A 13,314-nucleotide genomic window follows, 5' to 3' on the forward strand; every position below is an offset into this window, starting at 1 on the left:
TCGTCTTTGGCTTCCAGGCTTCACCGCACCTTCAGGTGGGTGGCCGAACGGGGGCGGGCGCAGTCTGTCCGAGGTGCGGATTTCTGCGTCATTGCGTCATCAGCGTCATTCGGGCCGCTGACCTGCGGTTTTGGGTGACGCAGTGGTGTGGGGGTGCGTCATCGGCGCGTCATGGGCTGCGTCATGCGTGACGCGGTCCATGACGCAGATGACGCGGGATGACGCAGAGGCGGCCGTCTGCGTCATGGCTGTATGCGCAGCTCGGGGGCCGTTTTTGCGCTGGCATGACGCAGATGACGCAGCGTTTCCCTCTTAGGTCAAAGAGGGGGTGGTGTCTGTTGTGGTGCTGCGGTGCCGCTTCGAGCGTGAAGAAGGGGCCGCTTCGCGGCGCGTCCTTTGAGCGGCGGCAGGCCGCCGAACAGCAAGAGGAGCACACCCAGGGGCGACGGTTGCTCTTCTTGCTTGTCCGAGCGAGTCGCGCGGCGGGTCAGAAGGCCCGCTGCTGCTCGTGGGGCACCGCGGCTGCCGTGCGGGTCATTTCGAGGTAGCGGCCTTCGCTGGTGCGCCCGGAGTCGATGAGGACGCCACGGGCGGCCAGGGTCGGCTGGAGGCGCTTGAGGCGGTCGGAGAGCACCTTTCCGGTGGTCGGCCACCCTTTAGGCAGGGGGCGGAAGTCCTCGCCGCTGTAGAGGCCGCTGAGGCAGTGCAGCCACTCGGTGGAAGTCATCCGCTGCGCCGCGCCCGGCTCGATGCTCTCGGCGTGCTTCAGGACGGTCTGCGCGAGCAGGTCACCCTCGATGACGTCGTCGTTCAGGTCGTCCAGGCTGGCCCGGTAGGCGGGGAGCGCTCCGAGGCCGGTGGCGGCGTCGAGCTGTGCGCACAGGTGCGCGAAGTCCGCCATCCGCAGATCGGTGGGCGTCTCCGCCTCGGCAGCCCGGACTTTGACGGTGAGGTCCAGGAGCGAGCCCAGGACGACGGGCAGGACTTCGGCGTACTCCGCCCACAGCTCCGCCTCGGTGCGCCGCACCCGGGGCCGCACCAGCCGCAGCGGCAGGAGCCGTTCGGCGAGGTCGGGCCGGATGACGCCCACATCGATGCCCGTCATGAGCAGGGGGCGGCGGTAGCCGACGCGGAACACGTCCCCGTCGGTGAACAGGGCCCGCTTGACGTTCTCGGCCCCGGTGACGATGCAGCACATCGCATCCGACAGGTCCGGCGTCATGTAGGAGAGATTGTCCAGGGCGGTGACCCAACCGGCCGCCACTGCCGCGAGCAGGTTCTCCTCGTCCTTCGGGGCGCGGCGCAGGTCCCCGCTCATGCCCTCGACGATCCGCATGAGCATGCGGCCCGCAGTGGATTTGCCGGCGCCCTGCGGTCCGGTGAGGAACGGGGCGGGGACGGGCACGGTCGGGCCGAGGCATCCGATCAGCCAGGCGAGGGCCAGGCATTCGGTTTCAGCGGTGGCGAAGTTGCACAACCGCATCAACAAATCGAGGCCCTTGCCGTTGGTGTCCTTGGCGGGCAGCGGCAGTTCCCCGGTGAGCTGGGTGCGCCGCCACGACACCTCGCGCGGGTCGGGGACGGTGATGTCCCACCCGGTGGGGTGGATGCGGACGGACTGCCCGTCATCGCGTCCCAGGTCCAACCACGTCGCCCCGTCGAATCCGGGGGCGACGCGGATGTGCACGGCCTGTACGTCCTCGGTCAGTGCGAGTGCTTCGATCAAGTCCAACGCCTCCTTGAGCGCACTCCCGTTGAACACGCCGCAGCCGTCCCGGTAGAGACCGACCATGAGTTCCTGGCGGTGGCTGCCGGTGGTGCCCTGCGAGCGGATGGGGCGGGCCACGGGGTGGCCGTTCTTCTGCGCGTACACGGTCCCGTCGGCGGTACGGAAGTACCGGAAGTGGGACTGCGCGTAGTCGGTGATGACCTCGCGGGCAGGGTTCTTGTCGTCCTCGGCCATGTCACAGCCCCAAGGCGGTGCGGGCGTTGGTCCACGCGTCGGCGCAGTGCCGCGGGGACTCGCCCTTGGCCTGCGCGGCGGTGAACAGCCGCCCGATGTGGGCGTCGGTCAGGCAGCCGCACCGGCCGTGCGTGGAGAGCACCGCCAGGAAGGTGCGGTAGACGGCGTGGTGCACGCCGGTGGTGGCCTCGGTGATGCGCTGCTCGGCCATGGCGATACCGCGTTCCAGGTAGGCGGGCGTGCGGTGGGGGCACTCCCCGCCCGCGGCCAGTGCCGACGCGGCGACCGCGTGCGGGACGGGCCGGGCCGCCGCGGGCTTGCTCGCGGCCAGCTCGCGCACGGCATCGGGCAGGGCCGCCATGGTGCCGGTGCCGAACCCGAGCCAACGGGCGTAGGACATGGTGGACTTGATGTCCACGCCGGGGCGGACCCCGTTGGCGGACTGCATCCGGCCGAGGTAGAGCCAGTGCTCACCGCGTGTGGTGGGCACGGTCTGTGTGGCGGGCAGGTTCTTGCGGGCCCACGTGATGGCGTCATCGTTGTCCAGGTCCACGACCGTCAGCCCCGCCCCGCCCGGGTGGTAGGCGACCGCGCCCGCGCGCAGCCATGCGCGGCGCCAGACACCGGAGGTGATGACGTCCGGGTCGGTGGTCGCAGCGGCCCATGCGTGGCAGGGAGCAGGGCAGGTGCATGGCCCAGGGGTCTTCATGTTGGGCCGCCCGCCACAGGCGTTGTCCGTGCAGCGTCGGCAGTTGGCGAACGGCACCTTGCCCGCTCGCAGCGGCAGGACCGGGATGCGTGAGGCCGCGAGGTCGAGCGCGGTGCGCAGGTGCTCACTTAGGCCGTCTCGCCGAACGAGGGTGTGTTGCGTCATGCTGGAGACCTCCATCAAGTCTGTTGAGGACTGGAGACAAGGGCGGCCCCGGACTTTGCCGAGACGGGGGCCGCCCTTGGCGTTACTGCTCGTTGTTCGTCTTGGCCCACATGCCGGTGGTGCGGCTGTGGACGGTGCGCCGGTCCTGGTGCACGGGGCCTTGGTAGTGGTGGTGGATGTCCGGGGCGGGCTTGGCGCGCTTGGCGAGTCGGGCGAGGGCGAGCAGGAGGGCGGTGGGGGCGCCGAAGACGAGGCCGCAGACGATGGGGTCGGCGAATTGCGAGACGTACATGAGCACGCTCGCCGTGCCGCCGACCATGACGGTGGTGGTGCCACCGGCGAGCAGGAGCACGCTGGCGTCGGTGGCGCCCTGACTCATCGGCGGGCGTCCGGGCTGAGCGACGGGGGAGGGGTCGCGGTAGGCGTCGGCGATGATCCGCCGCGCCTCCGTTTCGGCCTGCGCCTCGCTCAGACCCGCGCCCGTGGCGCCCGTCTCGCGGGTGGTGTCGGGGTACATACGGAATCCCTTCACGGCAGTGGTGGGGGAGGCAGATGCACCCCCTTCCGGGGGCGCTGTGGAGGGGGTGTCAGGGGCGCTGACCTGCGCGCCTCCCCGCCTCCCCGAAAGGTTGTTTTCGCTGATCAGAGTGGGGGAGGCGGTCCGGGGAGGCGTTTGGGGAGTTCTCCCCGCCTCCCCGGACCGGCCGGTGGTCGCTCCCCGCTATCCAGCGGTGGAAGCGGAACCGTTGTTGTCGCGGTTGGCGAGGGCCCGCAGGACGTGATCGCGGTGGACGACCATGACCCCGTGGGACTTCTTCGGCTCCTCGCCGTGCTCCTCCAGCAGCCGCTTCAACCGGTCGTTGGTCCACTGGTTGCAGTAGACCTTGGAGTCCAGTGCATGCAGCCGCTTCAGCACTTCGGTGGTGCGCAGCTTGGCCGCGTCGCCAAGGACCGCGGCGACATCGGCAAGCGCGTCGCGCTCCTCGCCGCGGTCAACGACTTTCAGGGTGGTGACGCCGTCGCGCAGGGCCTTGGCCCGCGCGGCGATCTCGGCGGCCGCCTCGTCGTCGATGAAGTGCGTGCGCACCGTGATGGATGCCTGACCGGCGGGGATCGCGATGCCGTCGGAGGCGACCACGAGGGTGCCCTTGTCCAGGCCCTGCCGCAGCAGGTGCGGGGCCGCGCCGCCGTCCACGGCCTTGTCCCCCAGCGCCATGCGGGCTTGGGACTCGGTGCCCAGCACGAGGGAGGCACGGGTGTGGGCGCCCTCGCGGACCAGCTTGGGGAGGTTCTGGTCGGTGGGGTCCTGGGTGCCCTGCCACATAAGCACGTCGACCGCGCGGCCTTGGTTGTGGATTTTGCGGACGGCCATGAAGTACCGGGAGGTGGCCTTGGCCCCGCCGTAGGGGCGCCTGTCGTCGCCGATGACCGGGCACATGAACGCCAATTGCGCCTCATCCACCGTCACGATGAGCGGAGAGAACACGATGGTCGGATCGTTGCGGCGTGCCTCGATGCGGCGGTTCATCTCCTCTACCGCGTCTTCAACCATCTCGGTGGCCTGGATGACGTGGTCGTCGGAGGGGCCCTCGATCAGCACGCTGGCGATCCCGTCGAACATGGCCCAGTCGCCGATACCCTTCAGATCGGCGATCCAGAACTGCACCGACCGGTCCAGCGCCAGCCACAGCGCCAGCGCCCGCAGCGCGGCGGTCTTGCCCTGATTGGACAGACCCGTCACCAACAGGTGCCGCTGGTAGAGGCTCAGCGCCGCCGCGTCGCCGCGCAGGTCCTGACCCCAGGGAGCGCGGCCCTTGGCGTAGTCGGCGGTCATCGTCTCGTCGGTGACCAGCGGGGACGGGCCGATCGGCTCGTCCAACGCACCCGAGTCCGCGACCCACAGCCGCACGGTGCGGGCGGCCTGGGGGATGGTGATGAACACCTCGTGCTCATGGCGGGTCAGGTTCTCCGCGAGCTTGCGGCGCCGCTGCTGGACTTCGACCGTGGAGACCCCGGAGGGCAGGGTGACGTCGACCTCGACGCCGCATCCGGCGATGCGGATCGGGCCGAGCATGGCAGCACCGGCATCGCCCATCTCCTTGATGGCGTTGCGCAGTGCGGGTACCCCGAGGTCGCGCAGGGCCTTGACCACGATCGAGGGTGTGATGGGCTCACCCTCACCGGAGCAGACGCTGGCGGGCAGCGCCCAATTCGGTGCCGCTTGCTGCTTGCGGCCCACGCCCCACAGGGCGAGCAGGGCGAGGAAGGGGCCGATGGTGAGGGCGGGCCCCCAGACGACTTGCACGATCCTCATCAGCAGGGCGATGAAGTCGATGACCGCGGAGAGCGGGGTGATGACGTCCTTCACGTCGCCGTTGTTGATGGCCATCGCCACACCGAGCGCGACCAGAGTGCCGATGCCCATCCCGGTGCCGACCACGGCGCTTTTGGCGGCGTCGACGGGGGAGTGGAGCAGGTCCATGCGGCGGCGGTGGCGGGCGTCGCGGAAGCGCTGGAGGCGTTCCTCCCATTCCTCGGCAACCTCGTAGTTGCCGGCCGCTTCGGCGGCGCGGAGCATGCGTTCGTAGCGGGAGCCGGTGCGGCCGTCCCAGGTGCGGCGGGCCACGATCCGGGTCCCGCCGATGACGTACATGCTGTGACGCACGGCCAACCGGCCCGCCTCACGGGTCCGCTCATCGGTGGCGATACGGCGCACGGCGTGCCCGGAGCGCACCCACAACGGCACGGGCGGCGCCGGTGGCGCGTCGGGGACCACGGTCAGCGTGGTCACCGACGGGGCGGCGGGCGGGTCGGTGGCCTTATGGAGGTGAACGACGTTCTCCGTCATGCTGGCAGGGCTCCTGACTGCCCCCGCGGGGCGGAAGGGATGTGGAGCGTCGGGACGGCAGTCCGGCCAGGGAATGGCCGTCCCGACGCGGTGTGACAAGTGCAGGTGATCGCGGTTCAGGACCTCGCCGGTGATCACGCGGACGGACAGTGATCGCGTTTGAGGACCTCAAACGCGATCACCCATGCGCTCACCACCAGCCAGAGGACTTCTTGGCGGCCTTGACCTTGGCGTTCTCGTTGACGATGCGCTGCCGCTCGGCCTGCAAGGCGAGGATCTCCGCGTTCAGCCGCATCTCGGCAGCACCCCAGGCGGTGTCTGCCCTGCTCTCGTCACGGGTGGTGCTCCTGTGGCGCACGACCTTGACGGAGCTGCTGGCGACCGCGGAGAGGATGGCGCGGCGTTCGCGGCCGTCCAGCGGCCACATCTCGCGGTTCTGCACGGCGGCCAGCTTGCGGGCCGTCTGCTGGATCTCGCGATCGAGTCGACGCGTGTCGGGCTTACCCATGGCAAGCACTCCTCACGGATTCGGAAGGTTCGGGGTAGGCGCAGGGCACGCACGTGCCGAGCGAGGTGGGGATGACGTAACCGGCATCGCAGCGGCAGGCGGGGCAGCGGCGGCGGGCGGCGTTGGCCTTGGCCAGCGCCCGCCAGCGAGCCTGGGTCATCGGTCGCACCGGCTTGGCGAGTTCGACGCGGTAGAGGTAGGCGACCAGCGGGCCCCGGCGGCGGCGCGGCCGTTCGAGCTGCGCGGCCACACCCTGACCGCCAGGGCGCAGACCGCGCGCACGGAGCTGGCGACGAGTGGCGTAGCCGTCCGGGGCCAGGCGCCACCGGAAGACCGGCAGCGCGGCCATCAGGCGGCCTCAGCCGCTGATGCGGTGCGTTCGGCGAGGATCGTGTCTCGCAGTGTCCGGGCGTTGGCCGGTGAGGTATGGATGGCGCGGCGGATGCCTTCGCCGGTCACCTTCGCATCCGGCCAATCGGCCGTGGCCGCCCGTGCTTCGGCCAGCAACTGTTGCGGAGTGCGCTTGGGGCGGGTCGACTTCGCCACGTCCGGGACACGGCCGGTGGCGCGGCGCGGTCGGGTCGACTCGGCCGCCGCCGTGCGCTGCTCGATCGGCACGGCCGGGGCCGGATCGATCGAGGGGAGTGGCTTCGTTGGGAGGGTCGACTTCAGGAAGCCGACCGGCACCGGCCGGGGCAGCGCCACCACGTTCGCAGGCACGGGCGCCGGGGTCGATACCGGCAGGTCAGCCGTAGACCGTTTCATGATGGTCTCGGTAGATTCCTCCGTATTTGCCTGTGTGGTCGACTGCTCGACCGGGGCGCGGTGGTGGAGCACCTTGGCGACCAGATCGGACCCGAAGTAGATCGAGCCGACCGGCAGGCTCGTGGCGAGCAGCACGAGGGCCCAGTTGGCGGGGTCCCAGTCGGCCAGCCGTCCCCAGTCGACCGTGCGGCCGTGCAGCTCGGGAACCAGGCCGTGGACGTAGTTGAGGATCAGCGAGGCGCCGGTGTAGGTGCCCAGCACCCGCAGGGCAAAGGTCCGGTTGTTTCCGGCGAGGACGAGGGTGGCGACCAGGGCGAGCGCCATCAGGCCGTCGACGACGAACGGGTACAGCGTCGCCGCGGTGGCGTCCGCGCCGACCGCGTTCGCGATGTCCCGCAACGCGTTCCACGAGACGCGGAAGGCCATACCGACGACCGCGACCAGAGCGAGCACGAGCAGGGTCTTGCCGACGCGGTTCATGCTTCCGCCCCCTGCTCTGCGACTGCCATGGGCGGAAGGATGCGGCCGAACAGGTCGGCCACCTCCTGACCCGTCATGTCCTCGCGTTCCAGGAGAACGGCGCTGAGGGTCGTGATGTCCGCCCACAGAGCGTCCACGGCCACATCGGCATGCTCAATGATCTGCGACCAGCGCATGCCAAAAGCGCCGTGCGGGACGGGGCCGTCCACGGCGACGACGAAACCGAACTGTCCGCAACCCTCCACGGCCGACAGGCGGTCATGGTCTGCCCGGACAAGGTCGACGTCCTCGGGCTCCCACAGGCCCAATTCCTTGACGTAGCGGGCAGAGGCCCGCTCACCGGCCGCGCACATCGTGGCAAACCCAAGATTTGTGGTGTTGCTCAGATCCCAGGTCACGCAGCCGGTCCACGATCGGCCCGTCTCGGCAGGTACTTCGCGGCTCCACACCCGCTGGACCCGCATGCCATGCTGCCAACCCACCAGCACGTGCGCCGCTTCGTGCACGGCCGCCAGGTAGGCGATCTGATCGCAGTCCAGCCGCGAACCCCAAGATGCGAGGCGTTTGGGGTTGCCCTGGTTGTCACGGTCCCAGTCCTCCGGCAGCGCGCTCATGCCCCACCGCCCGTCCGGCGGGCATGGCGACGCCAGCCGAGGAACTGCGCGGCAAAGCCGACAGAGGCCAGTGCCGCAAGCCACGGCAGGTCCCACACCAGGGAGCCGATCGAAGTGGCGATGGCCAAGAGCGAGCCGACCACGAACAGAACCCAGTTCAGGCCGCACCAAGGCTGCTCGTTCATACCAGCCCACCTCCGACCGCGATGAGCGCGGCGACGATGAGCAGGGCCCCGCCCGCGCGGGTCAGGTCGACCGCCCGCTTCAGGGCGGTGAACTTGGCCACCGCGATGCGGGCCAGTCCAGCGATGTCCTGCGCCCGCCGGTCCTCGGAGAGGTGAGCGGTGATCTCCTCGGCGCTCAGCGTCGCCCACAGCGGGAAACCGTGCCGGCCGCTCAGGTTCGGGCGGACCGAGGACAGCAGCAGACCGGCCGCAGCGATCAGCAGGGCCGTCCCCAGGCCACCGACCACGTAGGCGGGCAGCGGAAGGGGCGTGTCCTTGGCGACCGTCCAGGTACCGGCGAGCAGCGCGCCGATGAAGGCGAGCAGCAGGCTGGTCTTGGTGTCGGTGCGGGCAATCTCCGCCTTCACCTCAGCGTGCGCGGCCGCCAGGTTCGACTCGATGGCACTCACGCGCCCACCCCCGAGACACCGATGGCGGTGTTGGTGTTGGCGAGCATCATTCGGGCCGCGAGGGCCTTGCGGCGGGCCCGGCGCAGGCGCCGTGCGTCCAGCTCATTCGCCGTGCGGTCCAACGTGATGATCTGCGCGTCCAGCAGCTCAACGTCCGCCAGAATGACGGGCATCTCGTGCTCGATCGCGTCCAGTTCAGCGGCCGTGGGCTCCATCCACGGCTCGAAGGCGGTAACAGCGTCTTGAACAGTGACGATGTGGTTCATGGGTCGTGTCTCTCCCTAGTAGGTGGCAGCGGCCCTGACAGAGCCCCCGGTGTTCGCGCACCGGGGGCTCGCGCCGTTGATGAAGCGGGTCGGTGGTGCGTGCCCCTGCCTGCGTTCGAGGCGTAGGCCCGGGTTCGGCCAGGCGGGGGCGATGAGTGCGCGACCCGTGGCCGCGCGGTCCGTCTTTTCGACTCGGGGAGACGGGGCCCACCTATGGAGTTTTCAAAGAACCACCAGTTCAGAGGCTTACGGCAAAACCGCAGTCACTCAGCCCGGCATAAAGACTGACTCATCGGTGTTGGTGGTGTTGTACCAACAACTCGATGCCATGAGATTGCACCACGGCGTTGGGGCCGTCAAGAGAAGCGGCGTATCTTGTTGGCACAAGTCGGCCAACTGGCAGGAGGCACCGTGAGGGAGCAGCGCCCGAGGTACCACCGAATCGCTGATGACCTGCGAGGACAGATCGAGCGGGGTGAGCTACAGGCCGGTGAGCAACTCCCGACGGAGTACGAGCTGGTAGATCGCTACCAAGCGAGCCGCAACACGGTCCGCCTAGCCCTGCGGCGCCTGACGGAGGAGGGGCTAATCATTGCTGGTCAGGGGCGGGGCAGCTTCGTTCGCCGCCGCTTGACACCAGCAGTCTGGGACTGGTCCGTTCTGGAGTCCCGGGCTCGTCACAAGTCAGACGAGCAAGGTGACCAATGGGCCAGCATCGTGGCCGAAAGTGGTCGTGAACCCCGGCAGGAAGTTCGGGTCTCCATCCGCCGCCCGTCCGCTGAGATCGCTGAACGGTTGGAGCTGGACCCTGAGACGGCACTGACCGTGGTTCGGGAGCGAGTGCGCATAGTGGACCAGGATCCGTACGCGCTGGCTGACTCCTACTTCCCAGAGGAACTGGTCCGCGGCACGCCTCTCATGCTGCCGGAAGATGTGTCCGCGCCCGGTGGGGTACTCGCCAGCGTCGGCCTTGTTCAAGCCCGCTATCGAGACGAGATCACAGTACGGATGCCGACGCGAGCCGAGATCGAGAAGTTGTCTCTGCCCTCGGCTACGCCCGTCGCTGTGCATATGCGCACGGGTTACGACGAGAACGACAAGCCCCTCCGGGTCATGGTCACCATCCTCCCAGGAGACCGCCATGTCATCAGCTACGACGTTTCGGCAGAGTGAGCGCGCCACACAGGAGAGAGTCAGCTTGAAGGCCCTGCGGAGTATCGACTCGACGCTGCCGAGTGATCGGCACCCTGAGCGGGTTTGGTACACGTCCTACGGCTCGAACATGCATCTAGATCGGCTCGCCGCCTATATCCAAGGCGGTCGGCCCGCGGGTGCAGCGAAGCACTATCCGGGGTGCCGCAACCCCGCCATGCCCGCTCAGTCCATCCCCGTGGAACTGACCGGAGCGCTCTACTTTGCGACCGAGTCACCCGTATGGGGAGGTGGGAGGGCCTTCTACGATCCCGGCGCGAGCGGGCGCGTCTTGGCCAGGGCCCACCTGGTGACTGCTGAGCAGTTCGCCGATATCGCCGCTCAAGAGATGTACCGGGAGCCGGGGGCCGACCTGGACCTAACGAACGCGCTCACGCGAGGACGTGATGTCCTGGGAGACGGCCGGTACGAAACGCTGGTGTGCGCTGGCCAAGTTGACCGCACGCCCGTTCTGACCTTCACGGCCCCCTGGGACATGGACGAGGTCCAATGGGTACCACCGTCTCCTGCCTATGTACGCTTTCTGGCTTCAGGACTCCTGTCGGCCGACGCGTGGGACCTGGAAGCGGTCGCTTCGTATGTCGCAGCCTGCCCCGGCGCGTCTGGACACTGGTCGAAGCAGGGCATCGTGGATCTATTGAATGACGGCCCCTTCGCAGCGAATGGGCCGTAGCGGGGCGGTGGTCGGCAGAGGGATGCGGCCCCGCCTCGGGGCCGGTTGTGGGCCGGTAGAGGACCACCAGCGACGGCCACAGACGACAAATGACGACGGAATGCCGGCCGCGACCTCCCCGCTCCGCCGCAGGTAGAGCACTCGACCACTCGCGGAGCGCCCGCCTGGGACTCCAGGAGCCCACGCCCCTGGAGCTGGGCGAGGGCATCCCGTACCGCCATACGGGAGACGCTGAAGCGTGTCCGTCAACGCCACATTGTCAGGGTGACACACCACCCGAGCGAGCCTGTGGTACCCGCGTTTTCGCAGCGTATGGGCCACACGCGGGCCAGCGGGCCCGCGCGCGCGGCTTATATGGCCTCTGACCTGGGCGCATGGGGTGAAAGCTCTACGGTCTTGAAAACCGTCGTGGCAGCGATGTCACCGTGGGTTCAAATCCCACACCCACCGCAGCAGGTCAGCGTATTGGCTGGTCAGAAGGGGCGCTCCGTTCAGGGGCGCCCCTTCTACATGGTCGTGGTCTCATCTTGATCCGCCCCTGTCACGCCGTTGACCAGGGCCGGCCAGGTTCCGGGCGGCGCGAAGAGGCGCCACCCCTTCCCCGATGGGGGTTGAGGTGACGCCTGGGTTGTGGACGAGGTTCGCTCCTGGCAGACCTGTTAGTCCTGCTCTCCGGAATCCGGCTTGTTGATCCGCGGGACGGACTTGAACGGACCAAACTGGGGCCGCTGTTGCTTCGCCAGATGTCGATGCCACTGCCTGACGCACCACCAGGCGAACACGAGGGGTACGAAGGACAGCACCGTGGGAACCAGTGGCGGCAGTCCCGACCACATCGGTATGGGCCACACCACAGCGACGACGATCGGAGCCACGACGGTCACGCCGATCAAGAGCGCGCCCCATGCGTCGTCAACCCGCTCCCACCACGAACGGTTCTCAAGATATGACTGAACCGCCATCATCACGGCTACTACGAACGCCACGGCCGGAGCGATCAACCAGGGCGACGCGGGCATGCCGCGGTTGCCGAAGAGTTCGCCGATGAAGGTGGCCGGGATGTACGCAATGAGCAGGAACGTAAGGGTGCTGAGAACACCGCTGCCCAAGTTGCCGAGTTCGTCGTCAGTCGAATCCTGCGCGGCTGAGTCCAGGTTCTGCTTCACGGGCGGTCCCCTTCCCTGTGGTGCCTACATGCATGCGTGGGCCAGGCCGGGGAGCCCCGTGGAATTGACGATGAGGTTCACGATTTCCTCGTCAATGCCCTTCGGGTAGGTGCGGTGCTTGATGAACGACCAGACGGCTTTCCACACCTTCTTGCCATTCTTGACGAGCTTCCATGCCTTGGCGATACCGATTCCGTTCTCGGCGGCGAACTTCGCCACCCCGGCCGCACATCCGAACCAACCAAACGCCACTACCGCGCCCTGGGCATGCTGCTTCTGGTTCAGGAAGTCGCTGACCTCACGGAGTGCGTCCTGGTCGCCAGCTTCGACTCTCTTGATCAGCGGCTCGGGGATCGAACCGATGAGATCGAAAGCGCGCTTGACCGCGGCTTCGCCTTCCTCATCACTGACCCCGGCCAGCCTGGGGTCGGCCTCAGCGGGCGAGGCGCCGGCCGGAGCCTGCATGGTGACAGTGGATATCGAGGGCCGTGCCGCGTCCTCGTGGCCGCGGTCGGCAGCAACTGCCGCTCCAGACAGTCCCGTGCCAACAATTGCTACGGCGACAAGACCGGCAACTGCCGTGCTGAGCCTGCGTCGCTGAGTGCTGTTCTGCACGCGCCGTACTCCTTTGAATACATGCAGTGTTTGCTTGAGGGCATGGCTTGCAACCCAACTTTTTTTGGGGGAAAGGGTTGTTAACCGACCTCGGTGACAAGATCGACTTCATCACGCCTCAAACGGGCGAGCTGTGACGGAAGCCATGATTCCGCCTCAGATCACCCTCAAGGCACCGATGTTGGCGCATTTACAAGCATGTGAGCGCATACCAGAAGGCTGGGAAGCTTGCGATGCCAAGGTTCACTCGGCATGGCGAGCGAGGTGGCGGCAGTGACCTTGGCTGAATCCGTCTGGATCAGAGCGTTGTTGGCTGCGGTGGATCGCCTTCGCGTAGAAGCTGAAGATCACCGCGACGCTGTGGCCCGCACGCCGAGCGACCTCAGCCAGAGGTAGACGCCCGCGTGCCACAGCGAGTACGGCACGCCGGCCAGGGACGAGTCCGCTTCGGACTCTGCGAGCAAGCTCCGCCACGGAACACGGTCGGCTGGCTCCTGTTCGGGGCATCGGCGTTGGCCGATAGGGTCGTGGTCATGGGGGATAGGGCGACTCGCAAGTGTGTTTGGTGTGAGAAACAGTTCACGCGGCGTTCGTTGTGGCGGGCGAAGCGGTACTGCAAGCGGTGGCACCAATGCGTGCACTACGGGGCGATAGTCGTGGGCTCCCTGTTCTCCTGAGCGATCAGGTAGTGCACGG

The 13,314-nt window shown here is 68.1% G+C and carries 15 protein-coding genes and 1 tRNA gene; 3 read left to right on the forward strand and 13 right to left on the reverse strand.

What is annotated here, in order from left to right; all coding sequences use genetic code 11:
- Positions 1 to 487: 487 nt before the first annotated feature.
- From IG54_RS0110170 to IG54_RS0110220, 11 genes are all read right to left on the reverse strand, one after another.
- Entirely contained in the window at positions 488 to 1,963 is a 1,476-nt protein-coding gene (locus IG54_RS0110170) for an ATP-binding protein (RefSeq protein WP_030780294.1), read from the reverse strand.
- Between the two features lies 1 nt (position 1,964).
- The gene (locus tag IG54_RS0110175; RefSeq protein WP_030780297.1) at positions 1,965 to 2,837 is read right to left on the reverse strand and encodes a bifunctional DNA primase/polymerase; all 873 of its coding nucleotides are present in this window, start codon (positions 2,835 to 2,837) and stop codon (positions 1,965 to 1,967) included.
- Positions 2,838 to 2,919: 82 nt separating this feature from the next.
- The gene (locus IG54_RS0110180) at positions 2,920 to 3,354 is read right to left on the reverse strand and encodes a hypothetical protein (protein WP_030780300.1); all 435 of its coding nucleotides are present in this window, start codon (positions 3,352 to 3,354) and stop codon (positions 2,920 to 2,922) included.
- Positions 3,355 to 3,558: 204 nt separating this feature from the next.
- Positions 3,559 to 5,685 carry an FtsK/SpoIIIE domain-containing protein gene (locus IG54_RS0110185; protein ID WP_030780303.1) on the reverse strand — a complete coding sequence of 709 codons (2,127 nt, stop codon included), beginning with the start codon at positions 5,683 to 5,685 and terminating at the stop codon, positions 3,559 to 3,561.
- Between the two features lie 190 nt (positions 5,686 to 5,875).
- A complete protein-coding gene (locus IG54_RS0110190; protein WP_030780305.1) occupies positions 5,876 to 6,193 on the reverse strand; it encodes a hypothetical protein in 318 nt (105 codons plus the stop codon).
- Positions 6,186 to 6,542 (reverse strand): RRQRL motif-containing zinc-binding protein, encoded by a 357-nt coding sequence (locus IG54_RS0110195; RefSeq protein ID WP_030780308.1) that lies wholly within the window; start codon positions 6,540 to 6,542, stop codon positions 6,186 to 6,188. The genes IG54_RS0110190 and IG54_RS0110195 overlap by 8 nt, the downstream gene beginning before the upstream one ends.
- Entirely contained in the window at positions 6,542 to 7,438 is an 897-nt protein-coding gene (locus tag IG54_RS0110200) for a DUF2637 domain-containing protein (RefSeq protein ID WP_030780310.1), read from the reverse strand. The genes IG54_RS0110195 and IG54_RS0110200 overlap by 1 nt, the downstream gene beginning before the upstream one ends.
- Positions 7,435 to 8,052, reverse strand: coding sequence for a hypothetical protein (locus IG54_RS0110205; protein ID WP_030780312.1), 618 nt, complete (start codon positions 8,050 to 8,052; stop codon positions 7,435 to 7,437). The genes IG54_RS0110200 and IG54_RS0110205 overlap by 4 nt, the downstream gene beginning before the upstream one ends.
- The gene (locus IG54_RS0110210) at positions 8,049 to 8,237 is read right to left on the reverse strand and encodes a hypothetical protein (RefSeq protein WP_030780314.1); all 189 of its coding nucleotides are present in this window, start codon (positions 8,235 to 8,237) and stop codon (positions 8,049 to 8,051) included. The genes IG54_RS0110205 and IG54_RS0110210 overlap by 4 nt, the downstream gene beginning before the upstream one ends.
- A complete protein-coding gene (locus IG54_RS0110215; protein ID WP_030780316.1) occupies positions 8,234 to 8,686 on the reverse strand; it encodes a Pycsar system effector family protein in 453 nt (150 codons plus the stop codon). Before IG54_RS0110215 ends, IG54_RS0110210 begins: the two co-directional genes overlap by 4 nt.
- Positions 8,683 to 8,952, reverse strand: a complete 270-nt coding sequence (locus IG54_RS0110220; RefSeq protein WP_030780318.1) for a DUF6284 family protein — start codon at positions 8,950 to 8,952, stop codon at positions 8,683 to 8,685. Before IG54_RS0110220 ends, IG54_RS0110215 begins: the two co-directional genes overlap by 4 nt.
- Positions 8,953 to 9,363: 411 nt before the next feature.
- Here IG54_RS0110220 and IG54_RS0110225 point away from each other — a divergent pair, with 411 nt between their 5' ends.
- The 3 genes from IG54_RS0110225 (at position 9,364) to IG54_RS41955 (ending at position 11,284) form a co-directional block, all read left to right on the forward strand.
- Positions 9,364 to 10,125: a GntR family transcriptional regulator gene (locus IG54_RS0110225; protein ID WP_030780321.1), complete on the forward strand. Its 762-nt coding sequence runs from the start codon at positions 9,364 to 9,366 to the stop codon at positions 10,123 to 10,125.
- A gap of 25 nt (positions 10,126 to 10,150) precedes the next feature.
- A complete protein-coding gene (locus tag IG54_RS0110230; RefSeq protein WP_030780324.1) occupies positions 10,151 to 10,837 on the forward strand; it encodes a hypothetical protein in 687 nt (228 codons plus the stop codon).
- A 369-nt stretch (positions 10,838 to 11,206) separates the two neighbouring features.
- Positions 11,207 to 11,284 (forward strand) — tRNA-Ser (locus IG54_RS41955).
- A 212-nt stretch (positions 11,285 to 11,496) separates the two neighbouring features.
- Here the strand turns inward: IG54_RS41955 and IG54_RS0110235 are convergent.
- Complete coding sequence (locus IG54_RS0110235; protein WP_030780327.1) at positions 11,497 to 12,003, reverse strand: hypothetical protein; 507 nt, start codon at positions 12,001 to 12,003, stop codon at positions 11,497 to 11,499.
- A 24-nt stretch (positions 12,004 to 12,027) separates the two neighbouring features.
- On the reverse strand, positions 12,028 to 12,618 hold the full coding sequence (locus IG54_RS0110240) for a hypothetical protein (RefSeq protein WP_158708848.1): 591 nt from the start codon (positions 12,616 to 12,618) through the stop codon (positions 12,028 to 12,030).
- Positions 12,619 to 13,314 lie beyond the last annotated feature (696 nt).

It is taken from the genome of Streptomyces sp. NRRL S-920 (assembly GCF_000717945.1).
GTDB lineage: Bacteria > Actinomycetota > Actinomycetes > Streptomycetales > Streptomycetaceae > Streptomyces > Streptomyces alboniger.